Origin of the sequence: Enterobacter sp. 61D5 (assembly GCF_034107965.1) — a bacterium.
Taxonomy (GTDB): domain Bacteria; phylum Pseudomonadota; class Gammaproteobacteria; order Enterobacterales; family Enterobacteriaceae; genus Enterobacter; species Enterobacter cloacae_M.
Map to the genome: position 1 here is coordinate 50,809 of NZ_JAWNFK010000006.1, position 25,251 is coordinate 76,059.

Below are 25,251 nucleotides of genomic sequence, written 5' to 3' on the forward strand. Positions count from 1 at the left end.
GGCCGCTCGGGAACCCCACCACGGGGTAATGCTTTTTACTGGCCTGCTTCCTGCTGGAAGCGGGGCGCATCATATCAAATGAGACGCCCCTGTAAAGCATTCCTTTAGGGAAATGAAGCTGTTTGCCTGCTTTTTATCCGTAAAGGCGCAAAGCTAATCAATTCATTTTCCGAAAAATTAAAGAATGATGGTTCTGTTGCCGTAGACAAAGACACGCTGCGCCAGCACCTGATACAGCGCACGACTGAGCACGTTCTTCTCAACGTCACGCCCTGCACGCATCATGTCCTCGGCCGTGTAGGTGTGGTCCACGTGAATCACGTCCTGCATGATGATTGGACCTTCGTCCAGGTTGTCATTCACGTAGTGTGCGGTTGCACCGATGATCTTCACGCCGCGCTCGTACGCCTGGTGGTAGGGACGCGCGCCAATAAAGGCTGGCAGGAACGAGTGGTGAATGTTGATGATCTTGTTCGGGAAACGCGCCACGAAGGATGGCGTTAACACGCGCATGTATTTCGCCAGCACCACGTAGTCCGGGTTATGCGCTTCAATGGCCTGTGCCATCAGATCGTCGTGTTCTTCACGGGTATGGCCTTCGTGGCTAACCAGCTCGAACGGAATATCAAAGCGCTCGACCAGCGTGCGCAGCGTCTCATGGTTGCCAATAACGGCAGCTATTTCCACGTCCAGACCGCCGTAGTTTGCTTTCATCAGCAGGTCGCCCAGACAGTGTGCTTCTTTGGTCACCAGAATCACGATGCGGCGTCGACCCGCTGGGGTCAGTTCGCGCACGGAACCTTCCGGAAGCGCGCTGTCGAGATCGGCAAGCAGGGTGGTGTCGTTGAAAATACCTTCGAGTTCGGTACGCATAAAGAAGCGGCCGGTACGGTGGTCAACGAACTCGTTGTTCTGCACGATATTCAGTTCATGTTTGTAGCAAATGTTGGTAATTCGTGCGATCAGTCCTTTTTGATCGGGACAGATGGTGCGCAGAACTTTACGTTGTAATGATTGCATCGCCGGGAAATCCTGTTTGTATTTGCGAAGTCTGGGTTGTCAGGCATTACTGCCCGCAACACTTTTTAAATTTTTTACCTGAACCACACGGGCAGGGATCGTTACGACCAAACTGTGGGCGCGTTCCGTCAATATAATACCACTGCCCGCTTTCCTTTAAGAACCGGGAACGCTCGATAATGGCACCCGGTTTATTAATCTCGGTAAAACGAGCAACAAAGCTGACGTAACCTTCATCAACATGGCTGCCCGTTGAGGATTCATAGACGGTAAGGCCGAGCCACTGCGTGTTCGCGAAGCCGGCTTCGATGTCCTGTCTGAATTCGGCAGCGTGGCAGGAGGGATGCCAGGTTTTAATCAGGTAGTCTGCGTCTTTGATCACAAAAGCAGTGTAACGTGAACGCATGAGGTGTGACGGGTCTGGTGCAACCTGATCGCCAGACAGATATCGCTGGCAACATAGGCTATACTCCAGAGCGCTACCACAAGGGCAGAGTTGAGACACGATTCTCTTCCTGGAACAAATAATAAAGGCGTAAAACGCTTCGGGTAGCACTATGTTAACTGAGCTGATGCGTTGACGCTATGTCAGGAATCCAGGGGAAGTAAAACAGGGCTAATGAGAAAGGTTAAAATTGGACTGGCGCTGGGCTCAGGTGCAGCCCGGGGATGGTCACACATCGGCGTGATTAATGCCTTAAACAAGATGGGCATTAACGTAGATATTGTCGCAGGTTGTTCAATAGGATCGCTTGTCGGCTCCGCTTACGCGTGCGGGAAGCTTCCGGAACTCGAGACCTGGGTGCGTTCCTTCAGTTACTGGGACGTCCTGCGTCTGATGGACCTTTCGTGGCAGCGGGGTGGGTTGTTGCGCGGCGAACGCGTCTTTAACCAGTTCCGCCAGGTTATGCCTCTCGAAGACTTTACTGATTGTCAGATGCCCTTCGGCGCCGTCGCGACGAACCTCAGCACGGGACGCGAACTCTGGCTAACCGAAGGGGATATCCATCTTGCCGTGCGCGCCTCCTGCAGCATGCCGGGGCTTATGGCACCTGTCCCACACAACGGTTACTGGCTTGTCGACGGTGGCGTTGTAAATCCGGTTCCCATCTCTCTGACCCGTGCAATGGGGGCGGATATCGTGATTGCCGTCGACCTGCAGCACGACGCCCACCTGATGCAACAGGACCTCATGCCGGTCAATCTACAGAGCGAAGATGCCGAGGGCGAGAAACTGGCCTGGCATGAGCGCCTGCGCGGCAGAATCGGGCGCATGGCCGCGCGACGCTCGGTTGCCGCGCCGACGGCGATGGAAATCATGACCACGTCAATCCAGGTTCTGGAGAACCGCCTTAAGCGCAATCGTATGGCTGGCGACCCGCCAGATATTCTTATTCAGCCTTACTGTCCGCAAATCTCTACTCTTGATTTCCATCGGGCTGAGGCCGCCATCGCAGCGGGCTCGTTAGCCGTCGAAAAGAAAATGGACGAATTGTTGCCTTTTGTGCAAACAGCACGTTAAGCACCTTTTTTTGACTACTTCAGCAAAATCTGACAGGCGATAGTGCCGATCGCATGCCACTATTTAGTTACTGTCAGCCAGGGGAGGAACCATGACGCAGCCATTGGCCGGAAAACACATTTTGATTGTAGAAGACGAGCCCGTTTTCCGATCGCTACTGGATTCGTGGTTATCCTCGCTGGGAGCAATCACTTCACTCGCTGAAGATGGTATCGACGCCCTGGAAAAAATGATCAGCATTACGCCCGATTTGATGATTTGCGACATTGAGATGCCGCGCATGAATGGGCTGAAGCTGGTTGAATATCTGCGTAACGAAGGCAACCAGACGCCTATTCTGGTGATCTCTGCCACAGAGAATATGGCGGATATCGCCAAAGCATTGCGTCTTGGCGTCCAGGATATTCTGCTTAAGCCGGTCAAGGATCTGAACCGGCTGCGAGAAACGGTCTTAGCGTGCCTTTATCCGAATATGTTTAATTCCCGGGTAGAGGAAGAGGAGCGTCTTTTCCAGGACTGGGATGCCCTGGTGAGCGATCCGCCTGCTGCGGCGAAACTGTTGCAAGAACTTCAGCCGCCTGTACAGCAAACTATTTCACACTGCCGTGTAAATTATCGCCAGCTGGTGGCGGCTGACCAGCCGGGACTGGTGCTGGATATCGCACCATTATCTGATTCCGACCTTGCGTTTTATTCTCTGGATGTCACCCGTGCGGGGGATAATGGCGTATTAGCCGCGTTGCTTCTTCGCGCGCTTTTTAATGGTTTGCTGCAGGAACAGTTATCGCATCAGGGACAACGGCTGCCGGAGTTAGGCAGTTTGCTCAAACAGGTAAACCAGCTTTTTCGTCAGGCTAATTTGCCCGGACAGTTCCCGCTGCTGGTCGGCTATTACCACAGCGGTTTAAAGAATCTGATCCTCGTCTCAGCGGGTCTCAACGCTTCACTTAATACCGGTGAACATCATATTGAGGTGAGTAACGGTGTGCCGCTTGGCACATTGGGTACGGCGTATCTTAATCAAATTAGCCACCGCTGTTCCTCCTGGCAGTGCCAAATTTGGGGAGCCGGGGGACGGCTACGCTTAATGTTGTCCACGGAATAAGCAATTGGATCTTAATTTTAAGATTGCTTTACCTGTGTTTTACGGGGAGTGCTACTATCGCTGCCCAGTTTCATGCGTATTTATCCTAATTGATCGGCAACGCGTTCTTTTCAGACCCGAACTGCGGGGCGAGGCTGATATACTCAACGCGTTATTTATTGCATAAAAGTTCAAAACTTGAACAGCTCAGGAGAATTTGAATGGCTGCCCTAAATTCGAAAGTCAGAAAGGCCGTCATCCCGGTAGCGGGATTGGGGACCAGGATGTTACCAGCAACTAAGGCAATTCCTAAAGAGATGCTGCCTCTGGTTGATAAGCCATTAATCCAGTATGTCGTTAATGAATGTATCGCAGCCGGCATCACTGAAATTGTGCTGGTTACGCATTCATCAAAAAACTCTATCGAAAACCATTTCGATACAAGCTTTGAACTTGAAGCCATGCTGGAAAAGCGTGTTAAGCGTCAGCTGTTAGAAGAAGTTCAGTCTATTTGCCCGCCGCACGTTACCATTATGCAGGTTCGTCAGGGCCTGGCTAAAGGTCTGGGCCACGCTGTGATGTGCGCACATCCTGTCGTAGGTGATGAGCCTGTAGCGGTAATTCTGCCTGACGTAATTCTGGACGAATACGAATCCGATCTTTCTCAGGATAACCTTGCTGAGATGATCAAACGTTTCGACGAAACCGGCAGCAGCCAGATCATGGTTGAGCCTGTTGAAGACGTGACGGCATACGGTGTGGTTGACTGCAAAGGCGTTAACCTTGAACCGGGCGAAAGCGTGCCAATGGTTGGCGTGGTAGAGAAGCCTAAAGCCGACGTAGCGCCTTCAAACCTGGCCGTTGTAGGTCGCTATGTCCTGAGCGCTGAAATCTGGCCTCTGCTGGCGAAAACGCCTCCAGGAGCGGGTGATGAGATTCAGCTGACGGATGCGATTGATATGCTGATCGAGAAAGAGACCGTTGAGGCTTACCATATGAAAGGTAAGAGCCATGACTGCGGTAATAAGCTTGGTTATATGCAGGCGTTCGTTGAATATGGTATTCGCCACAATACTCTTGGTGAAGAATTTAAAACCTGGCTCAAAGAGAGCGTAGGTATTAAGAAATAAGCCACGGTACCATATGTTCGAAACCGGTGAGGCGCTGCCCACCGGTTTTTTTATGCCCTAAACACTTCTGAAACCTGTCTCTAAGTACAGTTATTAAAATTGCCAAATAATGCTTTATGACAGAGTGTAAGGGGATGTTTGCGACAAATTTAGGTTAAAAAAAATCCCGCATTACGCGGGATTTTTCTGAATAGGGTTGGATTAATCCTTGATCAGGAAGTCGTCCAGCTGTTTACCTTGTTCGTCCATGGCTTTCTTGATAACAGCAGGAGTGCGGCCCTGGCCAGTCCAGGTTTTAGTTTCGCCGTTCTCGTCAACGTAGCTATATTTAGCAGGACGAGCAGCACGCTTGGCTTTAGTACCGGTTTTAGCTGCAGCCATGCTGTTCAGCAATTCATTTGGATCGATACCATCAGCAATCAGCATTTCACGATATTGCTGCAGTTTACGAGTACGTTCTTCGATTTCAGCAGCAGCTGCGCTTTCTTCTTCACGACGTTCATTAACTACAACTTCTAATTTTTCCAGCATTTCTTCAAGCGTTTCGAGGGTGCATTCTCTTGCCTGCGCACGAAGAGTACGGATGTTGTTCAGAATTTTAAGTGCTTCGCTCATTGTAGTAATCTCAAACTTATAATGGGGGGTGGTTTGTTGACCTAATAATAGAGCCATAAATTCAGTTGTGCAATAGCCAGGAATGTAAGGAATTCAAAAAATACTAAATAATGCCGCTATTATTAATTACGCTAACTTAAATTTCATCACCCAACAGTCTCGTTTGTTATCAGCTAACCCGGCTGGACCCGGTCGATTGCATCTTTTTTTTGTGACATTTACCGCAGGAATTATAGTTGCGGCGGAGAAATATCAGCCTTTTGTATTAGTTCCCTACCGTGATGTTAAGACCGTAATAGTTAATAAATAGTGAATTTTAAAGAACGGGGATTCCACTATAAAAAGCAGTGTTATGTTTGGCTGAACATATAACATATTGGCCGGGCAGAAGGAGTTTACTTCATGTTTTAACGGGCTATTTTCATGAAAAGAAGGTTGTGAACTCTGTGCTGAAACGCTTCCTCTGTGTGCTGCATCGCTGATGACCTGACAAATTATGGTAGAATGAATCATCGGGAATATTACACATTGATTAGGGTTTTACGGCCAATGGCACAACTTTATTTCTACTATTCGGCAATGAATGCCGGGAAATCCACCGCGTTGCTGCAATCCTCGTACAATTACCAGGAGCGTGGGATGCGTAGCGTTGTTTATACGGCTGAAATTGACGATCGCTTTGGCGCAGGGAAAGTGAGCTCAAGAATAGGGCTCTCATCGCCTGCCAGACTGTTTAACCCGAAAACCGATCTGTTTGAGGACATTCGTACAGAACATGCTTTGCAGCCCATTCACTGTGTTCTGGTAGATGAGAGCCAGTTTCTGACGCGTGAACAGGTTCATGCCCTTTCAGAGGTGGTCGATAAGCTTGATATTCCCGTGCTGTGTTATGGCCTGCGTACGGATTTCCGCGGTGAGCTCTTTGCCGGTAGCCAGTACTTGCTCGCCTGGTCGGATAAGCTTGTCGAATTGAAAACAATCTGCTTCTGCGGTCGCAAAGCCAGCATGGTGCTTCGTCTCGACCAGGCCGGGAAACCTTATGCAGATGGCGAGCAGGTGGTTATAGGCGGTAATGAGCGCTATGTTTCAGTCTGTCGTAAGCATTATAAAGAGGCGTTGTCTGTAGGCTCGCTGACGGCGATTCAGCACGACAACAGGAAATAACGCCAGCCTTGTTATACAGACATAAAAAAACCCGCCATAAAGGCGGGTTTTTCATCTGCTGCTAATTAAGCGCTTTTCTTCGCTTTCTTGTCAGCTTTGATGACAGGAACTTCTGTTTTCACAGCGGCAACGTCACTTTCTTTGAACTCACGACCGTAGAAGGTATCCAGCAGAATCTGTTTCAGCTCGGAGATCAGTGGGTAGCGCGGGTTAGCACCAGTACACTGGTCATCGAATGCATCTTCAGACAGCTTATCTACATGAGCGAGGAAGTCAGCTTCCTGAACGCCTGCTTCACGGATAGATTTTGGAATACCCAGCTCAGCTTTCAGGCTTTCCAGCCATGCCAGCAGTTTCTCAATCTTCGCAGCAGTGCGGTCACCCGGTGCGCTCAGACCAAGGTGGTCTGCGATTTCAGCGTAACGACGACGCGCTTGCGGACGGTCGTACTGGCTGAAAGCAGTCTGCTTGGTTGGGTTGTCGTTAGCGTTGTAACGGATAACGTTACTGATCAACAGGGCGTTCGCCAGACCGTGAGGAATGTGGAACTGAGAACCCAGCTTGTGCGCCATGGAGTGGCAAACACCCAGGAAGGCGTTCGCAAACGCGATACCGGCGATGGTTGCTGCACTATGAACGCGTTCACGTGCTACCGGGTTTTTAGACCCTTCGTTGTAGGACGCTGGCAGGTTTTCCTTCAGCAGTTTCAGAGCCTGCAGAGCCTGACCGTCAGAGAACTCAGATGCCAGCACAGAAACATAAGCTTCCAGGGCGTGAGTTACCGCATCCAGACCACCGAACGCACACAGTGATTTCGGCATCTCCATGACCAGGTTCGCATCAACGATAGCCATGTCTGGGGTCAGTGCATAGTCAGCCAGTGGATATTTCTGACCTGTTGCATCGTCCGTTACTACTGCGAATGGCGTAACTTCTGAACCAGTACCGGAAGTGGTTGTTACCGCGATCATTTTCGCTTTTACGCCCATTTTCGGGAACTTGTAGATACGTTTACGGATGTCCATAAAGCGCAGCGCCAGTTCTTCGAAGTGGGTTTCAGGATGCTCGTACATGACCCACATGATTTTCGCGGCGTCCATTGGGGAACCGCCACCCAGTGCGATAATCACATCTGGTTTGAAGGAGTTAGCCAGTTCAGCACCTTTACGCACAACGCTCAGGGTAGGGTCAGCTTCAACTTCAAAGAACACTTCAGTTTCAACGCCAGCCGCTTTCAGTACAGAGGTGATCTGGTCAGCGTAGCCGTTGTTGAACAGGAAACGGTCAGTCACGATGAGCGCACGTTTGTGGCCATCAGTAATCACTTCATCCAGCGCGATTGGCAGTGAGCCACGGCGGAAGTAGATAGATTTCGGAAGTTTGTGCCACAACATGTTTTCAGCTCGCTTAGCAACGGTTTTCTTGTTGATCAGGTGTTTTGGACCAACGTTTTCAGAGATGGAGTTACCACCCCAGGAACCACAACCCAGAGTCAGGGAAGGTGCGAGTTTAAAGTTGTACAGATCACCGATACCACCCTGAGAAGCAGGGGTGTTAATCAGGATACGTGCAGTTTTCATCATCTGACCGAAGTGGGCAACGCGTTCTGGCTGGTTGTCCTGGTCGGTGTACAGACAAGACGTGTGACCGATACCGCCCATGGCTACCAGTTTCTCGGCTTTCTCTACCGCGTCTTCGAAATCTTTCGCACGGTACATGGCAAGCGTTGGAGACAGTTTTTCATGTGCAAACGGCTCGCTTTCGTCGACAACTTTCACTTCACCGATAAGGATTTTGGTTGTTGCCGGAACGGTAAAGCCTGCGAGTTCAGCAATTTTGTAAGCCGGCTGACCCACGATGGCAGCGTTCAACGCGCCATTTTTCAGGATGATGTCCTGAACTGCTTTCAGCTCTTTGCCCTGCAGCAGGTAGCCGCCATGGCTGGCGAAACGTTCGCGAACTGCATCGTACACGGAATCGACAACAACAACAGACTGTTCAGAAGCACAGATCACGCCGTTATCGAAGGTTTTAGACATCAGTACAGACGCAACGGCACGTTTGATGTCAGCGGTTTCGTCGATAACAACAGGGGTGTTACCGGCACCCACACCGATAGCTGGTTTACCGGAGCTGTATGCGGCTTTAACCATGCCAGGACCACCGGTCGCCAGGATCAGGTTAATGTCCGGGTGATGCATCAGCGCGTTGGAGAGCTCAACAGAAGGTTGGTCGATCCAGCCAATCAGATCTTTTGGTGCACCAGCAGCGATAGCCGCCTGCAGGACGATATCTGCCGCTTTGTTGGTCGCGTCTTTCGCACGTGGATGTGGAGAGAAGATGATTGCGTTACGGGTCTTCAGGCTAATCAGTGATTTGAAGATAGCAGTAGACGTTGGGTTAGTGGTCGGAACAATACCGCAGATGATGCCGATAGGTTCAGCGATGGTGATGGTACCGAAGGTGTCGTCTTCGGACAGCACGCCACAGGTTTTCTCATCTTTATAGGCGTTGTAGATATACTCAGAAGCGAAGTGGTTTTTAATCACTTTATCTTCCACGATACCCATGCCGGATTCGGCAACGGCCATTTTAGCGAGAGGGATTCGAGCATCTGCAGCAGCCAGTGCGGCCGCGCGGAAGATTTTATCAACCTGTTCTTGGGTGAAATTGGCATATTCACGCTGGGCTTTTTTAACGCGCTCGACGAGGGCGTTCAGTTCAGCGATATTAGTAACAGCCATAATGCTCTCCTGATAATGTTTAAACTCTTTTAGTAAACCAGCGCTCGATACGTCACACAGTATAGACAGAGCCGATACGACTTGCATAACACAAAGGAAAAACAAAGAGTTACTTTATGCGTCAGCACACTAATTTACTAAAAGAGCCTTACCTTAGCATCATCCCTTTTTGTCAGGCGATCTCCCTGGGGCGTAACCAAGATTACTCACTTCTGAGTACGGAAATCATGATCTGCGTCAATTTTCTCCCAAGCTGATACCTTTCAGCAGGGTTATTTCATTGAGATTTTTCCAGTGTTAAATAATTACGTAAGTATTGGAAGTGGCACTTTCATTGATTATACATATGTTTAACATATGAAATGATAACGTTTTGGCACAGATTTCGAGTGAAGTATGCTAATAAAAAGGGTATCTTCAGCGCGATTTCTAACGACAAATTGTCAGTCCCGGGCATGTGTATAAGCGGAGCAAAACGTGATCCAAACGCTCTTTGATTTTCCAACATATTTTAAATTTTTTATTGGTTTGTTTGCCCTGGTCAACCCGGTGGGGATCATTCCTGTCTTCATTAGTATGACGAGTTATCAGACGGCGGCGGCCAGGAATAAAACCAACCTCACCGCTAACCTGTCGGTGGCTATCATATTGCTCACCTCCCTTTTCCTGGGTGACGCCATTCTCCAGCTCTTCGGAATTTCGATCGACTCTTTCCGCATTGCGGGTGGGATTCTGGTCGTGACCATCGCCATGTCCATGATCAGCGGTAAGCTCGGCGAGGATAAACAGAACAAGCAGGAGAAGTCAGAAACCGCCATCCGCGAAAGTATTGGCGTGGTGCCGCTGGCCTTACCGCTCATGGCCGGTCCTGGGGCTATCAGTTCAACCATTGTCTGGGGCACGCGTTACCATAGCCTGATGCACCTGATTGGATTTTCAGTTGCTATTGCCATTTTTGCGCTCTGCTGTTGGGGAGTTTTCCGCATGGCGCCCTGGCTGGTACGTCTGTTGGGGCAGACGGGTATTAACGTCATAACGCGTATCATGGGCCTGCTGTTGATGGCGTTAGGGATTGAATTCATCGTTACGGGTATTAAAAGCATTTTCCCCGGTTTGCTGCACTGATATTTCGTATGAAAGAACGGAGCCACGGCTCCGTTTTTTTACGTCATTATCAGTAAATCCTATAACTAAAGTTGAAATGCTCACATATCATAATAAATTCTACTAATAACGTTCATTTCTTGTATTTCAACAATTTACTAAGTTCCCCCAAACCCGCCTGCGCAGAAAACCTTCGATCGCTCTGTTATTTTACTCACATGATACTCTGGGGCTTGCTGAGAGATAACCGAAATGATATTAGTAAATTCAACATTCCCCTAGATGAATGTGCTAAATAATAACCAGTTGTTAAATTTTTGTACAGAATCACTCGATGATAGCGCAGCGACGCGCTTGTAGAGAAAGTTTTCTCTATCCTATTGAATGTCATGTTTTTTAAGTGATGTTTGATGTCCGGCAGGGCTGCCCTCAACGATGCGGTGCTCACCGCAAAAGAGAATTGCTTAACAAATTTGCAAAATGTATTGGCGCGCGTTTACGCCATTTGATACTTTCCGGCCTAATATTTTGCAGCATAAAACAAGCAGATGAGAATTATTTTCATATGGTTCTCTTCTCAGATATCCATCGCAGGTCTCAAACAGGGGAGGCCTGTTAAGAATCGACGCAAGACGGCCATACGAGCGGTCAGTAATAAAAAAGTCGGTGATAGCAAGCAGTAAAAGAAGAACCTGACAGCAGCAAAAAAAACTCCTGCGCTGTACAGGCCCCAACAGGGGATTACACAGCTGGCGAAGGCCAGTCATTATAATGAGTGGAGTACCAACACAATGTCCATCATCACAAAAAAAAATCTGGTAGCGGCGGGGATTTTAACTGCGCTAATCGCGGGCAACGCTGCAATGGCTGCGGACGTTCCTGCAGGTGTTCAACTGGCGGAGAAACAGACGCTGGTGCGTAACAACGGTGCGGAAGTTCAGTCTCTTGACCCGCACAAAATTGAAGGTGTTCCTGAGTCTAACGTTAACCGCGACCTGTTCGAAGGCCTGCTGGTGACAGACGTAGACGGCCACCCGGCACCGGGTGTAGCAGAAAAATGGGAAAACAAAGATTTCAAAGTCTGGACATTCCATCTGCGTAAAGATGCGAAATGGTCCGACGGTACACCGGTTACGGCCGAAGATTTCGTTTATAGCTGGCAGCGTCTGGCGAATCCCACCACCGCCTCTCCGTATGCGAGCTACCTGCAATATGGCCACATCGCCAATATTGATGACATCATCGCGGGCAAAAAACCTGTTACCGACCTGGGCGTAAAAGCGATCGATGCCAATACCTTTGAAGTGACGTTGAGCGAACCTGTTCCGTACTTCTATAAGCTGCTGGTTCACCCGTCCGTTTCTCCGGTACCAAAATCCGCCGTGGAAAAATTTGGTGAGAAATGGACGCAGCCTGCCAATATCGTGACCAACGGTGCCTATAAGCTCAAAGATTGGGTGGTCAACGAACGTATGGTGCTTGAGCGTAACCCGCAATACTGGGACAACGCGAAAACCGTTATTAATCAGGTTACCTATCTGCCAATTTCGTCCGAAGTGACTGACGTTAACCGCTACCGCAGCGGTGAAATCGACATGACCTATAACAACATGCCGATTGAACTGTTCCAGAAACTGAAAAAAGAGATCCCTAAAGAGGTTCACGTCGATCCGTACCTGTGCACCTATTACTATGAAATCAACAACCAGAAAGCACCGTTTACCGACGTACGTGTCCGTACCGCGCTGAAGCTGGCACTGGATCGCGATATCATCGTGAACAAAGTGAAAAACCAGGGCGATCTGCCGGCGTACAGCTATACCCCTCCATATACCGATGGGGCAAAACTGACCGAACCAGAGTGGTTCAAACAGACTCAGGAACAGCGTAACGCGGAAGCGAAGAAACTGCTGGCCGAAGCCGGCTACACCGCAGATAAGCCGCTGACTTTCAGCCTGTTGTATAACACCTCAGATCTGCACAAAAAACTGGCTATCGCCGTCGCCTCGATCTGGAAAAAGAACCTGGGCGCAAACGTGAAGCTCGAGAACCAGGAGTGGAAAACCTTCCTCGACAGCCGTCATCAGGGCACCTTTGACGTGGCGCGTGCTGGCTGGTGTGCGGACTATAACGAACCGACCTCCTTCCTGAACACCATGCTGAGCGACAGCTCGAACAACACCGCGCACTATAAGAGCCCGGCATTCGACAAGCTGATTGGCGACACGCTGAAAACCACTGACGAAGCGCAGCGTACAGAACTGTACTCTAAAGCCGAGCAGCAGCTGGATAAAGATTCCGCGATCGTTCCGGTTTACTACTACGTTAACGCCCGTCTGGTGAAACCGTGGGTAGGTGGGTATACCGGTAAAGACCCGATGGATAATATCTACGTTAAAAACTTGTATATTATCAAGCATTAATGGCAATGAGTGGGGCGGGCGTGCTCGCCCCACGGTGTCTAACCAACGTCACATTATATAGGCACACGCCAGAAGGTACGGGCAATGTTGAAATTTATCCTACGTCGCTGTCTTGAAGCGATTCCAACGCTATTTATTCTCATCACGATTTCCTTCTTCATGATGCGTCTTGCGCCGGGCAGTCCATTTACCGGTGAGCGTACGCTACCGCCTGAAGTTATGGCGAATATCGAAGCGAAATATCACTTGAACGATCCTATCTCCACCCAGTACTTCAACTACCTGAAGCAGCTGGCGCACGGCGATTTTGGACCGTCATTTAAATATAAAGACTATTCCGTTAACGACCTGGTCGCGTCCAGCTTCCCGGTTTCGGCTAAGTTGGGTGCTGCGGCATTCATTCTGGCGATCGTTTTCGGGGTCACCGCAGGCGTAATCGCCGCGCTCAGACAAAATACCAAATGGGATTATGCCGTAATGGGGGTGGCAATGACCGGGGTAGTCATACCCAGCTTCGTTGTCGCGCCATTACTGGTGATGATATTTGCCATCACGCTGAAGTGGCTGCCTGGCGGCGGCTGGAACGGCGGGGCACTGAAGTTCATGATTTTGCCGATGGTGGCATTATCGCTGGCGTACATCGCCAGTATCGCGCGTATCACCCGTGGTTCAATGATCGAAGTGCTGCATTCGAACTTTATTCGGACCGCGCGCGCTAAAGGCCTGCCGATGCGTCGGATTATCTTCCGCCACGCGCTCAAACCGGCGCTGTTGCCCGTGCTCTCCTACATGGGGCCGGCGTTCGTCGGGATCATCACCGGCTCGATGGTTATCGAAACAATCTACGGCCTGCCTGGCATTGGTCAGCTGTTCGTTAACGGCGCACTCAACCGCGACTATTCGCTGGTACTGAGCCTGACGATTCTCGTCGGTGCGCTGACCATTCTCTTTAACGCTATCGTCGATGTCCTGTACGCCGTCATCGACCCGAAAATCCGTTACTAACTGGAGCACGCCATGATGTTGAGTAAGAAAAACAGCGAGGCGCTGGAAAACTTCAGTGAAAAACTGGAAGTAGAAGGTCGTAGCCTCTGGCAGGACGCGCGCCGTCGCTTTATGCACAACCGTGCAGCGGTTGCCAGTCTGGTTGTTCTGGTGATCATCGCGCTGTTTGTGACCCTGGCGCCGATGCTGTCGCAATTTACCTATTTCGACACCGACTGGGGCATGATGTCCAGCGCGCCGGATATGGAGTCTGGCCACTATTTTGGCACGGACTCTTCCGGACGCGATCTGCTGGTGCGTGTCGCTATCGGTGGCCGTATCTCGCTTATGGTCGGTATTGCTGCCGCGCTGGTGGCGGTGATCGTGGGTACGCTCTACGGCTCACTTTCCGGCTATCTTGGCGGCAAAATAGACTCGGTAATGATGCGTCTGCTGGAAATCCTGAACTCCTTCCCGTTTATGTTCTTCGTCATCCTGCTGGTGACCTTCTTTGGTCAAAATATCCTGTTAATCTTCGTGGCCATCGGGATGGTTTCCTGGCTGGATATGGCGCGTATAGTTCGCGGCCAGACGCTGAGCCTTAAACGCAAAGAGTTTATCGAAGCGGCGCAGGTAGGCGGCGTATCTACCGGGAATATTGTGGTTCGCCATATCGTCCCTAACGTGCTGGGCGTGGTGGTGGTCTATGCCTCACTGCTGGTGCCAAGCATGATCCTGTTCGAATCTTTCCTTAGCTTCCTGGGTCTCGGTACACAAGAGCCTCTGAGCAGCTGGGGCGCGCTGCTGAGCGATGGCGCAAACTCGATGGAAGTTTCACCGTGGCTGCTGCTTTATCCGGCGGGTTTCCTGGTCGTTACCCTGTTTTGTTTTAACTTTATCGGCGATGGCCTGCGTGATGCCCTCGACCCGAAAGACCGTTAAGGAGCGCCGTCATGACAATTATTGAAACGGCCACTGCGCCACAGGCGCAACAGCAGAATAATCTTCTGCTGGATGTGAAAGACCTCCGCGTGACCTTTAAAACGCCGGACGGGGATGTTACCGCCGTCAACGATCTCAACTTCAACCTGCGCGCGGGCGAAACGCTCGGAATCGTGGGCGAATCCGGATCCGGTAAATCGCAGACTGCCTTTGCGTTAATGGGCCTGCTGGCTGCTAACGGCGTGATTGGCGGTTCCGCTAAATTCAACGGTCGTGAAATCCTTAACCTGCCGGAGCACGAGCTGAACAAGCTGCGCGCTGAGCAGATCTCGATGATTTTCCAGGATCCCATGACCTCGCTGAATCCGTATATGCGCGTAGGCGAGCAGCTGATGGAAGTCCTGATGCTGCACAAAGGCCTGGGCAAAGCGGAAGCCTTTGAAGAGTCGGTCAAAATGCTGGATGCGGTGAAAATGCCGGAAGCACGCAAGCGTATGCGCATGTTCCCGCACGAGTTTTCTGGCGGTATGCGTCAGCGCGTGATGATTGCGATGGCGCTGCTGTGCCGGCCAAAGCTGCTGATTGCCGACGAACCAACCACCGCGCTGGACGTTACCGTTCAGGCGCAAATTATGACCCTGTTGAACGAGCTGAAGCGTGAGTTCAACACGGCGATTATCATGATCACACACGACCTGGGCGTGGTTGCGGGCATCTGTGACAAAGTGCTGGTGATGTACGCCGGTCGTACCATGGAGTACGGCAAAGCGCGCGATGTCTTCTATCAGCCTGCGCACCCGTACTCGATTGGTCTGTTGAATGCGGTGCCGCGTCTTGATGCGGAAGGGGAATCTCTGCTCACCATTCCGGGCAACCCGCCAAACCTGCTGCGTCTGCCGAAAGGCTGTCCGTTCCAGCCGCGCTGCCCGCACGCGATGGAAATCTGCAACAGCGCTCCGCCGCTGGAAGAGTTTGCACCAGGCCGTCTGCGCGCCTGCTTTAAGCCGCAGGAGGAGCTGGTATGAACGCATTAGATGAAAAACGCAACGTGCTGCTCGAAATCGCTGACCTTAAAGTGCATTTCGACATTAAAGACGGCAAACAGTGGTTCTGGCAGCCGCCGAAGACCCTGAAAGCGGTGGACGGCGTCACGCTGCGCCTGTATGAAGGGGAAACTCTGGGCGTGGTGGGAGAGTCCGGCTGCGGTAAATCGACCTTTGCGCGAGCCATTATCGGTCTGGTCAAAGCCACCGACGGTAAAGTGGCCTGGCTGGGTAAAGATCTGCTGGGCATGAAGCCCGACGAGTGGCGCGAGGTGCGCAGCGATATCCAGATGATTTTCCAGGATCCGCTGGCATCACTTAACCCGCGTATGACCATTGGCGAGATTATTGCCGAGCCGCTGCGGACCTATCATCCGAAGATGTCTCGTCAGGAAGTGCGCGATCGCGTTAAGGCAATGATGATGAAAGTCGGCCTGTTGCCTAACCTCATCAACCGCTACCCGCACGAATTCTCCGGCGGTCAGTGCCAGCGTATTGGTATAGCCCGTGCGCTGATCCTCGAACCGAAGCTGATTATCTGCGATGAGCCGGTTTCCGCGCTGGACGTGTCCATTCAGGCGCAGGTGGTTAACCTGCTGCAGAAGCTGCAGCGCGAAATGGGGCTGTCGCTGATCTTCATTGCGCACGATCTGGCCGTGGTAAAACACATCTCTGACCGCGTGTTGGTGATGTACTTGGGTCATGCCGTTGAGCTGGGCACCTATGACGAGGTGTACCACAATCCATTGCATCCTTACACCAGAGCGCTGATGTCCGCGGTGCCGATCCCCGATCCGGATCTGGAAAAGAATAAAACCATCCAGCTTCTGGAAGGGGAATTACCTTCGCCGATTAACCCGCCGTCAGGCTGCGTCTTCCGCACGCGCTGCCCGATGGCCGGGCCGGAATGTGCTAAAACGCGACCGGTTCTCGAAGGCAGTTTCCGACATGCGGTTTCCTGCCTGAAAGTAGACCCGTTATAATCGCAAGGGCTGACATGATGTCAGCCCTTATTTTTTGAGAGGTTATTGTGTCGCGTTTATTCACGTCAGCTCGTCGGCGGCTTTATCATTTCCTATTCGATCCTGAAACGGTATCCGGGCGTCGCGTCGAAGGTGTTTGCGGTTTATTTGCGCTTCTCAGCGTGGTTGTCATTTTTTTTGAATCGGGTGCCGGGACGCAATACCACCTGACGTTTGACGAATGGCATATCTTTGTCTGGCTTGAGCTGGTGATTACCCTGGTCTTTACCGCCGAATATCTCCTCAGAGTGATAGCCTGGCCTAATCCGGCCAGATATGTTTTCAGCTTCTGGGGATTTATCGATTTAGCCACCACCCTGCCGCTCTATGTGATGTGGCTGTGGCCGGAGATCAGCCTCAGTTATGTCTTTGTCTGGCGAGCGATGCGCGTGATTCGGGTATTACGTATTCTGAAATTACTGCGTTTTATGCCGTCATTACGCGTGTTCTGGAGTGCGATCGTCAGCGCACGGCATCAGCTTATTCTGTTCTACTCGTTTATTGCCATCGTCATGATTGTTTTTGGCGCGCTGATGTATTTAATAGAAGGGCCCAGATATGGCTTTACGACGCTCAATGCGTCCGTCTACTGGGCGATTGTGACCGTCACGACCGTGGGTTACGGTGATATTACGCCCCATACCCCACTGGGTCGCATCGTGGCGTCAGTGCTGATTTTGATTGGCTATTCGGTGATAGCAATCCCGACGGGGCTTATTACTACACACATGAGTAGTGCCTTTCAGAGCCGCAAGCAGCAGCGCAAGTGTCCTCATTGCCAGCAGGGCGAACATGAACACAGCGCGCGGTTTTGTTACCGCTGTGGCAATAAATTGCCGGAGTAAATAAAAAAGGCTGCAATCGCAGCCTTTTTTATTATTCGCGCCAGAGAATATGGCACAGCTTGTGGTCTTTCTCGCGACACAGCAGGACGCGAGCGAAAATATCGTTAATTTCGCCACCGTCTTCATCGGCCAGCCCAATCACCACTTCGGCAAAGAAGTCTGGATTCAGGTCGAAATCAACATGCTCAGCCCAGTCTTCTGAAGGGTCGAACAATTCAGCGCCGCCGCGCTCTTCGAACTGCAGATTAAAGAGGATCACGTCTGCGGGATCGAGGTTATCAACCGCCAGTTCGAGAAAAATGTCATAGGCCTGCTCGAGCGTTTCGTCTTCGGTCAGGCGATTGTTCAGATCCATTTCCATGATGACTACCTGTTTAACATCGTTGGGCACGTTTTACAGCAACGGACTAAAGAAGTAAAACAGTCGTTCGGCAATTCTCTGCCACAGCGGACGTTTTACCCACAGTCTGGCATCCAGCAGACGCGAGCGGGAGATATAATCATCCTGCACCGCTGCCAGATCGCCGCCAAAGCCGGCATCATCAATGACCAGCGTAATTTCAAAGTTTAGCCACAGGCTGCGCATATCCAGGTTGACCGTTCCCACCAGGCTCAGTTCACCGTCGACGAGAACGCTCTTGGTGTGGAGTAATCCGCCTTCAAACTGGTAAATTTTCACCCCGGCGGCCAGCAGTTCGCTAAAGAATGCCCGGCTGGCCCAGCCTACCAGTAGGGAGTCATTTTTACGCGGCAAAATGATGCTCACATCGACACCGCGCTGCGCTGCGGTACAGATCGCGTGCAGGAGGTCGTCGCTGGGGACGAAGTAGGGCGTCGTCATGATCAGATATTCACGCGCTGAGTAGGTCGCCGTCAGCAGCGCCTGATGGATTAAGTCCTCCGGGAAGCCCGGCCCGGAAGCAATGGTATGAATAGTGTGACCGCTGGCCTCCTCAAAAGGCATAATATTGCCGTCCGGCGGCGGCGGCAGGATACGCTTGCCGGTTTCAATCTCCCAGTCGCAGGAATAAACGATGCCCATCGAGGTGGCAATCGGCCCTTCCATTCGCGCCATCAAATCCACCCACTGGCCCACCCCCGAGTCCTGTTTGAAGAAGCGCGGGTCAACCATATTCATACTGCCGGTGTAGGCAATATAGTTATCGATCATGATCATTTTGCGATGCTGGCGGAGGTCCATCCGGCGCAGAAACACGCGCAGGAGATTCACCTTAAGCGCCTCAACCACTTCGATACCGGCATTGCGCATCATGCTCGCCCAGGGGCTACGGAAAAATGCCACGCTGCCTGCGGAGTCAAGCATCAGGCGGCAGTGAATGCCGCGCCGCGCGGCGGCCATCAGCGATTCAGCGACCTGGTCAGCCATCCCACCGGGCTGCCAGATATAAAAAACCATCTCGATATTATGACGCGCCAGCTGAATATCGCGGATTAACGCCTGCATGACGTCGTCGGACGAGGTAAGTAGTTGCAGTTGATTGCCCTTAACACCGCCAATCCCCTGACGGCGCTCGCACAGCTTAAACAGTGAGGAGGCGACGCTGCTGTTCTCCTCGGCGAAGATATGCTTGCAGGCCTTAAGATCGTTTAGCCACTTTGCGGTTGAGGGCCACATGGCGCGGGCGCGCTCGGCGCGGCGTTTACCCAGATGAAGCTCACCGAAAGAGAGATAGGCAATAATTCCCACCAGCGGCAGGATGTAGATGATCAGAAGCCAGGCCATGGCAGAGGGTACGGCTCTGCGCTTCATCAGGATGCGTAATGTCACACCCGCGATTAACAGCCAGTATCCCAAAATGACCAGCCAACTCACCACGGTGTAGAAGGTTGTCATAGGTAAAAAAATCCTTTTGAAAGCGTATTGTTATGAGTGTACGCATCAGGATTCATCTGGCAAATAAAAACGCCAGGTAAAAGCGCTGGTTTGCTGGCGGGTTGGGTTTATAATGGCGATTCTGTTAGAGAAAGAGTTGTAGACATGAAGCGCAGTAGAACAGAAGTAGGGCGCTGGCGCATGTTGCGACAGGTGAGTCGTCGCAAGGCTCGTTGGCTGGAAGCACAATCCCGCCGCAATATGCGTATTCACGCCATCAGAAAATGTGGATTGACCCGGCACCGCAATGCGTTGTTGTTCGCAGTCCAGGATATCTGAGTACCATGAGGGCACCGTAACTGGTGCCCGCTGATTTTATAGCGTCTGATTTTTTTGGGGAATAGCGTATTTGCAGCGCTATTCCTGCTGTGTTTAGCAAAAGGAGGGAGAAGTGTTTGCGGAGTTTGGCGTACTGAATTTCTGGACGTATGTTGTTGGCGCGTTTTTTATCGTGCTGGTACCGGGGCCGAATACCCTGTTTGTGCTCAAAACCGGAATTGGACACGGCGTTAAAAAAGGATATCTTGCCGCGTCGGGCGTATTTATCGGCGATGCGGTTCTGATGTTTCTTGCCTGGGCGGGCGTCGCGGCATTAATCCAGACCACCCCGGTACTGTTTAATATCGTGCGCTATCTCGGGGCTTTCTATCTGCTCTGGCTGGGGGGCAAAATGCTCTGGTCGGTGGTGAATCGTCAGAAAAACGCCCATGAGAGCGGCCCTGAACCTGCCAGTATGATCATGAAACGTTCGCTGGTGTTAAGCCTGACCAATCCCAAAGCGATTCTGTTCTACGTATCGTTCTTTGTTCAGTTCATTGACGTGAATGCACAGAGCACCGGCACTTCTTTCCTGATCCTCGCGACGACGCTGGAGTTAATAAGCTTTACGTACATGAGCTTCCTGATCTTCTCCGGTGCGTTTGTCACGCGCTATCTCAAAACGAAAAAGAAACTGGCAACGCTGGGGAACGGGCTGATAGGGCTGCTGTTTGTTGGATTTGCGGCGAGGTTAGCGTCGCTACATTGATTGAAAGGCTCCTGAGGGAGCCTTTTTAATTCTGTTTGACAATTCCTCATCATTTAGTTGTATGGTGCTACTAAATGATGAGGGCAATACATGCACAGCGAAACCCCGGTAGTCAGTATTATTCGACGTTCCTCTCGCCTGATGGTGTGAGAGTTAGGTTTTATGAGTTCTACCCTGGCCTCAACGAATTACTCACCTTAGGCCCTCCAAACCCTGGTCGAAATTGCCCTACGCAAAGAAATGACGGCGAGTCAGCTGGTGCAACTGCTGGGCTTGGAAAAGTCCAGCGTTAGCCGGATGCTGGCTCGCCTGATTGCAGCGGGCGAACTGGAAGAGGTGACTTCAGCTGAAGATGCGAGAGTTAAGAGTTTCAGGCTGACCGCGAAAGGTCATGGGACGGTCAGTAAAATTAATATCTTTAGCAATGAGCGCGTGGTCTCAGCAATAAAGCGTCTTGCTCCTGCCCAGCAGCAGACCATTTCTGAGGGACTCTCCCTCTATGCCAAGGCGCTGCTGGCATGCCGTGAGACGGGTAACGATACGCACTCCGACGAGCTCACGATAGTGCAGGGGTTGCAGAATTTAGTGAACGGTTGGATAAGACATGCAACCAGATCTGGCTGGCGGTGATGAACGGCAGGATAGTGGGTTCAGTGGCGATAGATGGCGAAGATTTGGCGCCGGGTGAAGCCCATCTTCGCTGGTTTATTCTTGACGATGGCTGCCGGGGACATGGGGTGGGAAAAAAACTGCTGACCGAAGCGATGCGCTTTTGCGACAGTGTTGGTTGCTCTGCTGTGCATCTCTGGACATTCAATAAGCTTACCGCCGCCCGGTGTCTGTACGACTCGTTTGGATCTACGCTGGTAAAGTGTGGGAAGGCGACCAGCGGGGAAGCCTTATCACAGAGCAGCAGTTTACCCGGCATAGAGACGCATAGCCGCCGCCACAAAAAAGGCTCCTTTCGGAGCCGCTTTGGTATCAGAACACTTTCTTATACGGTCGAACCGTCACTTTCGCATACACACCTGCGGCAACGTACGGATCTGCGTCAGCCCATGCCTGAGCGCTTTCCTGAGATTCAAACTCAGCAATCACTGTGGAACCGGCAAAACCGGCGGCACCCGGATCGTTGCTGTCTACTGCAGGCATTGGGCCGGCGGTCAGTAAACGGCCTTCATCCTGGAGCAGCTGCAAACGTGCCAGATGCGCAGGGCGCACGGCCTGGCGTTTTTCGAGCGAATCAGCAACATCTTCAGAGTAAATCACGTAAAACACGGCGAAGCTCCTTAACCGGTAAAAGTGTCAGTTACGTTATGTGAAAGGGCAAACGACTGCAATGTAAAATAAAAACAATGTTAATACCCTGATCTGAATGCGCCTTTTTTGACCTCTCATGCGCTAAAGTTGCGTAAGAACAAAGTGTCTTATTGAATATGATTGCTATTTGCATTTAAAATCAGTGTTCGGTTTTTTAACGTTGATGATTATGACTTCGATGACCCTTGATTTACCTCGCCGCTTTCCCTGGCCGACGCTGCTTTCTGTCGTGATTCACGGTGCTGTTGTGGCGGGTTTGCTGTATACCTCGGTTCATCAGGTTATTGAAATGCCCGCGCCCGCGCAGCCGATTTCGGTGACGATGGTATCGCCAGCCGATCTTGAACCGCCGCAGGTTGCACCGCCGCCGCCGCAGCCGGTGGCTGAACCAGAGCCAGAGCCCGAGCCTGTTCCGCCGCCACCGAAGGAAGCGCCGGTGGTGATCCACAAGCCTGAACCGAAGCCAAAACCTAAGCCGAAGCCAAAACCGGTGAAAAAGGTCGAGGAGCGTCCGAAACGCGAGGAACGGCCGGTTGAACCGCGTGCGACCCAGACGGTGGAGAATGCGGCGCCTTCGCGTCCGGTGATGAATAACACCGCAACCGCGCCTAAGCCGACAGTCAGTGCCCCTGCGGGCCCGCGCGCGCTGAGTCGCAACCAGCCTCAGTATCCGGCGCGAGCGCAGGCCTTACGTATTGAAGGCCGCGTACGGGTGAAATTTGACGTGACCGCGGATGGCCGCGTGGATAACGTGGAAATCTTGTCTGCGCAACCTTCTAATATGTTTGAGCGCGAAGTGAAATCTGCCATGCGCAGATGGCGCTATGAGGCCGGGAAACCGGGCAACGGACTGATTGTGAATATTGTTTTCCGCCTGAATGGCGGGGCGCAGATGGAATAAAAAAAGCCTCCGAAAGGAGGCTTTTTTTTGCCTGTCGATCAGGCCTGCGGAAGTTGACGAGGTTTACCCTCGCTATCCACTGCAACATAAATAAACAGCGCTTCGGTGGCCTTATAACGCTGCCCAATGGGTTCCGAAGAGACTTTCTTAACCCATACTTCAATGTTGATTGAAATAGAGGTGTTGCCGCGTTTGACGCAGCGTGCGTAGCAGCAAACCACATCTCCCACCGCAACCGGGCGCAGGAAGGTCATGCCGTCCACTCGCACAGTCACCACGCGCCCGTGGGCAATCTCTTTTGCCAGAATTGCGCCGCCCATATCCATCTGCGACATCAGCCAGCCGCCAAAAATATCGCCATTGGCATTGGTGTCAGCGGGCATTGCCAGTGTGCGTAAAACCAGTTCGCCCTGCGGGGCGTTAGTTGTTGTCATTGTTTTAACTCGTAACGGAAGACTTCAGGCGGGATGCTACTATGATTTTACAGCGGAGAGAATAGACCAGAACGCCTGTCGTAGACGTTCTGGTCAGTCGTTAATCAGTGGTTGTCATCCTGGGGCATATGACGATAGATGTATACGCCGCTTAACAGCGTGAAGATAAGGGTCAGCGCGGTCAGGCCAAAGACCTTGAAGTTGACCCATATATTTTGCGGCAGCCAGAAGGCGATATAGATATTGGCAAGACCACAGAGAATAAAGAAGACCGCCCAGGCTATATTCAGACGGGACCAGACTTCCTGAGGCAGCGTCAGCTCTTTGCCCAGCATGCGCTGGATCAGCGGCTTTTTCATGACCCACTGGCTAATTAACAATGCGCCCGCAAACAACGCGTAAATAACGGTCACTTTCCACTTAATAAATTCATCATTGTGGAAGAACAGCGTAAGCCCGCCGAACACGGCGACCAGGACGAACGTTATCAGCGCCATCTTTTCGACTTTGCGATAGCGAACCCAGCTGTAGATCAGAACAACAGCCGTTGCAACGATCAGCGCAGTGGTCGCGGCATAAATGTCATACAGCTTATAAAAAGCAAAAAAGACCACGAGCGGTAAAAAATCAAGAAACTGCTTCATTCTGTGATTCCATCTTCTGAACGGGGCGGGTGGCAGCGATGCCGCCCGCCTCAGGATTACTGACGAATTAACATATACAGGCGGAACAGATAGACCAGCAGTACCGCTGAAATCAGATTGCTAAGCGTATTCGCCACTACCGCGCCAACATTGGGCGTTAATACCGCAAAATTCGGTGCAAACAACAGCAGGAGCGTTTTGGCGAGCAGCCAGCCGATCACGGCGGGAGCCACCAGACGCATATTAGCCCATGCCAGTCTGATGCTGCTGCGCATCGCGGTAAAAATCCCCATCTTATCCTGCACCACCATCACAGGCGCAAATGAGAGCACGATAGCCAGTAATACGCCCGGCACCACGACCAGCATAATCCCCATTTGCACCAGCATGGTGGTTAAAAAGATCAGGATAAACAGCTTAGGTAAGACTGGCGCACTCGCACCAATCGCCCGTAAGGCGCTGACCCGGTGACCCGCCGAGACCAGCTGAATCATCAGCAAAACGCCGCCCGCCAGAACCGCATTACCAATCAGGCCTGAGAAAGTTGACGCGGCAGACGCCCGCAGCAGAATTTGCTGCTGTTCCGGCGTCATGTTTTGCACCAGTTCAAACAGCCCCACGCTTCCGGCAAGATGGTCGCCCTGGCTCAGGCTGGCAATCTGTTCTTCACTCGGTGAGAAGGCATGGCCCAGCACCACCGTGATAAAGGCACATAGCAAAGCGATCAGTAAAAAGGTTATGAACTGATTGCGGAAAAAGTTTCCCGTGTCACGGTAGACAGACTTCGCCGTGATAGACATGCACTCTCCTTGAGTATTGCAGGTGTTAATTAGCCGGCAATTGTACACCGGATGCACCTGCTGTGGCAGCATCAAGGCTTGTATGGAAAAGCATATCTTTGTAAAGCGGCGGTAATCCAACGCGCGCCCGGGCGCGATTGCAGGCTTCGTTGACCTGCCCATCTTCCCCCGACATGGCAAATTCCCGGCACGGGCTGGGCCGATCCTCATAGATGGAACACCGGGTAGAGACCCCGGGCTCGCCCTGTAGCGCCACGCAGCGGGCCTGCTTTTGGTTTGTGCCGCTCATGCAGCGCAGAAAGGGCGTTAGCGGCTCGGTAAGATGAACCGGAACGGTACCGCCGCCATCGCTGGCTTCGGCCCAGTAGAAAGAGACTCGAAAATACGCACAACAGGCTCCGCACGTCATGCACGGGTTGATATCACTCATGGCACACCTGCTAAAGAAGAACGCATCAAATCAACTTGTGAGAGCGATAAATTATCCAGCCGCCAGAGGAAGAGCAAGAGGGGGAAAAGGGAAAATTTTGTAACCGTGAAATGCCAAAAATTGACATGGAAACAACTTATCGCTTTTGGATGCGTAACA

25 protein-coding genes and 1 pseudogene are annotated in these 25,251 nt (G+C 51.7%); 15 read left to right on the forward strand and 11 right to left on the reverse strand.

Annotated elements, in window-relative coordinates; all coding sequences use genetic code 11:
• Positions 1 to 177: 177 nt before the first annotated feature.
• Together purU and UTM25_RS05445 are read right to left on the reverse strand one after the other, a co-directional pair.
• The gene (purU, locus tag UTM25_RS05440) at positions 178 to 1,020 is read right to left on the reverse strand and encodes a formyltetrahydrofolate deformylase (RefSeq protein ID WP_023312104.1); all 843 of its coding nucleotides are present in this window, start codon (positions 1,018 to 1,020) and stop codon (positions 178 to 180) included.
• Between the two features lie 46 nt (positions 1,021 to 1,066).
• Positions 1,067 to 1,525, reverse strand: coding sequence for a YchJ family protein (locus tag UTM25_RS05445; RefSeq protein WP_194399440.1), 459 nt, complete (start codon positions 1,523 to 1,525; stop codon positions 1,067 to 1,069).
• A 114-nt stretch (positions 1,526 to 1,639) separates the two neighbouring features.
• Between UTM25_RS05445 and rssA the strand changes: the two genes are divergently transcribed.
• The 3 genes from rssA (at position 1,640) to galU (ending at position 4,756) form a co-directional block, all read left to right on the forward strand.
• Complete coding sequence (gene rssA / locus UTM25_RS05450; protein ID WP_194399439.1) at positions 1,640 to 2,542, forward strand: patatin-like phospholipase RssA; 903 nt, start codon at positions 1,640 to 1,642, stop codon at positions 2,540 to 2,542.
• A 91-nt stretch (positions 2,543 to 2,633) separates the two neighbouring features.
• Positions 2,634 to 3,647, forward strand: a complete 1,014-nt coding sequence (gene rssB, locus UTM25_RS05455; RefSeq protein ID WP_234649647.1) for a two-component system response regulator RssB — start codon at positions 2,634 to 2,636, stop codon at positions 3,645 to 3,647.
• A 200-nt stretch (positions 3,648 to 3,847) separates the two neighbouring features.
• Positions 3,848 to 4,756, forward strand: a complete 909-nt coding sequence (gene galU, locus UTM25_RS05460; RefSeq protein ID WP_008502780.1) for a UTP--glucose-1-phosphate uridylyltransferase GalU — start codon at positions 3,848 to 3,850, stop codon at positions 4,754 to 4,756.
• Positions 4,757 to 4,957: 201 nt separating this feature from the next.
• Here the strand turns inward: galU and hns are convergent, their stop codons facing one another.
• The gene (hns, locus tag UTM25_RS05465; protein ID WP_008502781.1) at positions 4,958 to 5,371 is read right to left on the reverse strand and encodes a histone-like nucleoid-structuring protein H-NS; all 414 of its coding nucleotides are present in this window, start codon (positions 5,369 to 5,371) and stop codon (positions 4,958 to 4,960) included.
• A 549-nt stretch (positions 5,372 to 5,920) separates the two neighbouring features.
• Between hns and tdk the strand changes: the two genes are divergently transcribed.
• On the forward strand, positions 5,921 to 6,535 hold the full coding sequence (gene tdk, locus UTM25_RS05470) for a thymidine kinase (RefSeq protein ID WP_194399437.1): 615 nt from the start codon (positions 5,921 to 5,923) through the stop codon (positions 6,533 to 6,535).
• 65 nt (positions 6,536 to 6,600) lie between these two features.
• Here the strand turns inward: tdk and adhE are convergent, their stop codons facing one another.
• Complete coding sequence (gene adhE, locus UTM25_RS05475; RefSeq protein WP_194399436.1) at positions 6,601 to 9,279, reverse strand: bifunctional acetaldehyde-CoA/alcohol dehydrogenase; 2,679 nt, start codon at positions 9,277 to 9,279, stop codon at positions 6,601 to 6,603.
• A gap of 477 nt (positions 9,280 to 9,756) precedes the next feature.
• On the opposite strand from adhE, the gene UTM25_RS05480 reads away from it, so the two are divergent.
• The 7 genes from UTM25_RS05480 to UTM25_RS05510 all read left to right on the forward strand — a co-directional run bounded on the left by UTM25_RS05480 (position 9,757) and on the right by UTM25_RS05510 (position 17,642).
• The gene (locus tag UTM25_RS05480; protein ID WP_021240330.1) at positions 9,757 to 10,404 is read left to right on the forward strand and encodes a YchE family NAAT transporter; all 648 of its coding nucleotides are present in this window, start codon (positions 9,757 to 9,759) and stop codon (positions 10,402 to 10,404) included.
• A 770-nt stretch (positions 10,405 to 11,174) separates the two neighbouring features.
• Positions 11,175 to 12,806, forward strand: a complete 1,632-nt coding sequence (gene oppA / locus UTM25_RS05485) for an oligopeptide ABC transporter substrate-binding protein OppA (protein ID WP_320714430.1) — start codon at positions 11,175 to 11,177, stop codon at positions 12,804 to 12,806.
• Between the two features lie 84 nt (positions 12,807 to 12,890).
• Positions 12,891 to 13,811: an oligopeptide ABC transporter permease OppB gene (gene oppB / locus UTM25_RS05490; RefSeq protein ID WP_008502786.1), complete on the forward strand. Its 921-nt coding sequence runs from the start codon at positions 12,891 to 12,893 to the stop codon at positions 13,809 to 13,811.
• A gap of 12 nt (positions 13,812 to 13,823) precedes the next feature.
• Entirely contained in the window at positions 13,824 to 14,732 is a 909-nt protein-coding gene (gene oppC, locus UTM25_RS05495) for an oligopeptide ABC transporter permease OppC (RefSeq protein WP_023312096.1), read from the forward strand.
• A gap of 11 nt (positions 14,733 to 14,743) precedes the next feature.
• Complete coding sequence (locus UTM25_RS05500) at positions 14,744 to 15,757, forward strand: ABC transporter ATP-binding protein (RefSeq protein ID WP_023312095.1); 1,014 nt, start codon at positions 14,744 to 14,746, stop codon at positions 15,755 to 15,757.
• On the forward strand, positions 15,754 to 16,758 hold the full coding sequence (gene oppF / locus UTM25_RS05505; protein WP_023312094.1) for a murein tripeptide/oligopeptide ABC transporter ATP-binding protein OppF: 1,005 nt from the start codon (positions 15,754 to 15,756) through the stop codon (positions 16,756 to 16,758). The genes UTM25_RS05500 and oppF overlap by 4 nt, the downstream gene beginning before the upstream one ends.
• Positions 16,759 to 16,805: 47 nt before the next feature.
• Positions 16,806 to 17,642: an ion transporter gene (locus UTM25_RS05510; protein WP_194399434.1), complete on the forward strand. Its 837-nt coding sequence runs from the start codon at positions 16,806 to 16,808 to the stop codon at positions 17,640 to 17,642.
• Positions 17,643 to 17,673: 31 nt separating this feature from the next.
• Here UTM25_RS05510 and UTM25_RS05515 read toward each other — a convergent pair whose 3' ends face one another.
• Both UTM25_RS05515 and cls read right to left on the reverse strand, forming a co-directional pair.
• A complete protein-coding gene (locus tag UTM25_RS05515; protein WP_006810881.1) occupies positions 17,674 to 18,003 on the reverse strand; it encodes an HI1450 family dsDNA-mimic protein in 330 nt (109 codons plus the stop codon).
• 33 nt (positions 18,004 to 18,036) lie between these two features.
• Positions 18,037 to 19,497, reverse strand: a complete 1,461-nt coding sequence (gene cls, locus UTM25_RS05520) for a cardiolipin synthase (RefSeq protein WP_194399433.1) — start codon at positions 19,495 to 19,497, stop codon at positions 18,037 to 18,039.
• A gap of 144 nt (positions 19,498 to 19,641) precedes the next feature.
• Between cls and UTM25_RS05525 the strand changes: the two genes are divergently transcribed.
• From UTM25_RS05525 to UTM25_RS05535, 3 genes and pseudogenes are all read left to right on the forward strand, one after another.
• On the forward strand, positions 19,642 to 19,815 hold the full coding sequence (locus tag UTM25_RS05525; RefSeq protein ID WP_086379783.1) for a YciY family protein: 174 nt from the start codon (positions 19,642 to 19,644) through the stop codon (positions 19,813 to 19,815).
• A gap of 112 nt (positions 19,816 to 19,927) precedes the next feature.
• Positions 19,928 to 20,563 (forward strand): leucine efflux protein LeuE, encoded by a 636-nt coding sequence (gene leuE / locus UTM25_RS05530; protein ID WP_194399432.1) that lies wholly within the window; start codon positions 19,928 to 19,930, stop codon positions 20,561 to 20,563.
• Between the two features lie 162 nt (positions 20,564 to 20,725).
• A pseudogene (locus UTM25_RS05535) lies at positions 20,726 to 21,503 on the forward strand (helix-turn-helix domain-containing GNAT family N-acetyltransferase).
• Between the two features lie 41 nt (positions 21,504 to 21,544).
• Here the strand turns inward: UTM25_RS05535 and UTM25_RS05540 are convergent.
• On the reverse strand, positions 21,545 to 21,841 hold the full coding sequence (locus tag UTM25_RS05540) for a YciI family protein (RefSeq protein WP_029741731.1): 297 nt from the start codon (positions 21,839 to 21,841) through the stop codon (positions 21,545 to 21,547).
• A 220-nt stretch (positions 21,842 to 22,061) separates the two neighbouring features.
• On the opposite strand from UTM25_RS05540, the gene tonB reads away from it, so the two are divergent.
• Entirely contained in the window at positions 22,062 to 22,784 is a 723-nt protein-coding gene (gene tonB, locus UTM25_RS05545; RefSeq protein WP_194399620.1) for a TonB system transport protein TonB, read from the forward strand.
• Positions 22,785 to 22,822: 38 nt separating this feature from the next.
• Here the strand turns inward: tonB and yciA are convergent, their stop codons facing one another.
• From yciA to UTM25_RS05565, 4 genes are all read right to left on the reverse strand, one after another.
• Positions 22,823 to 23,218: an acyl-CoA thioester hydrolase YciA gene (yciA, locus tag UTM25_RS05550; RefSeq protein WP_008502796.1), complete on the reverse strand. Its 396-nt coding sequence runs from the start codon at positions 23,216 to 23,218 to the stop codon at positions 22,823 to 22,825.
• Positions 23,219 to 23,322: 104 nt separating this feature from the next.
• Positions 23,323 to 23,862, reverse strand: coding sequence for a septation protein A (locus UTM25_RS05555; protein WP_047647550.1), 540 nt, complete (start codon positions 23,860 to 23,862; stop codon positions 23,323 to 23,325).
• A gap of 56 nt (positions 23,863 to 23,918) precedes the next feature.
• On the reverse strand, positions 23,919 to 24,662 hold the full coding sequence (locus UTM25_RS05560) for a YciC family protein (RefSeq protein WP_032656704.1): 744 nt from the start codon (positions 24,660 to 24,662) through the stop codon (positions 23,919 to 23,921).
• Positions 24,663 to 24,687: 25 nt separating this feature from the next.
• The gene (locus UTM25_RS05565; RefSeq protein WP_021240310.1) at positions 24,688 to 25,092 is read right to left on the reverse strand and encodes a YkgJ family cysteine cluster protein; all 405 of its coding nucleotides are present in this window, start codon (positions 25,090 to 25,092) and stop codon (positions 24,688 to 24,690) included.
• Positions 25,093 to 25,251: the final 159 nt, after the last annotated feature.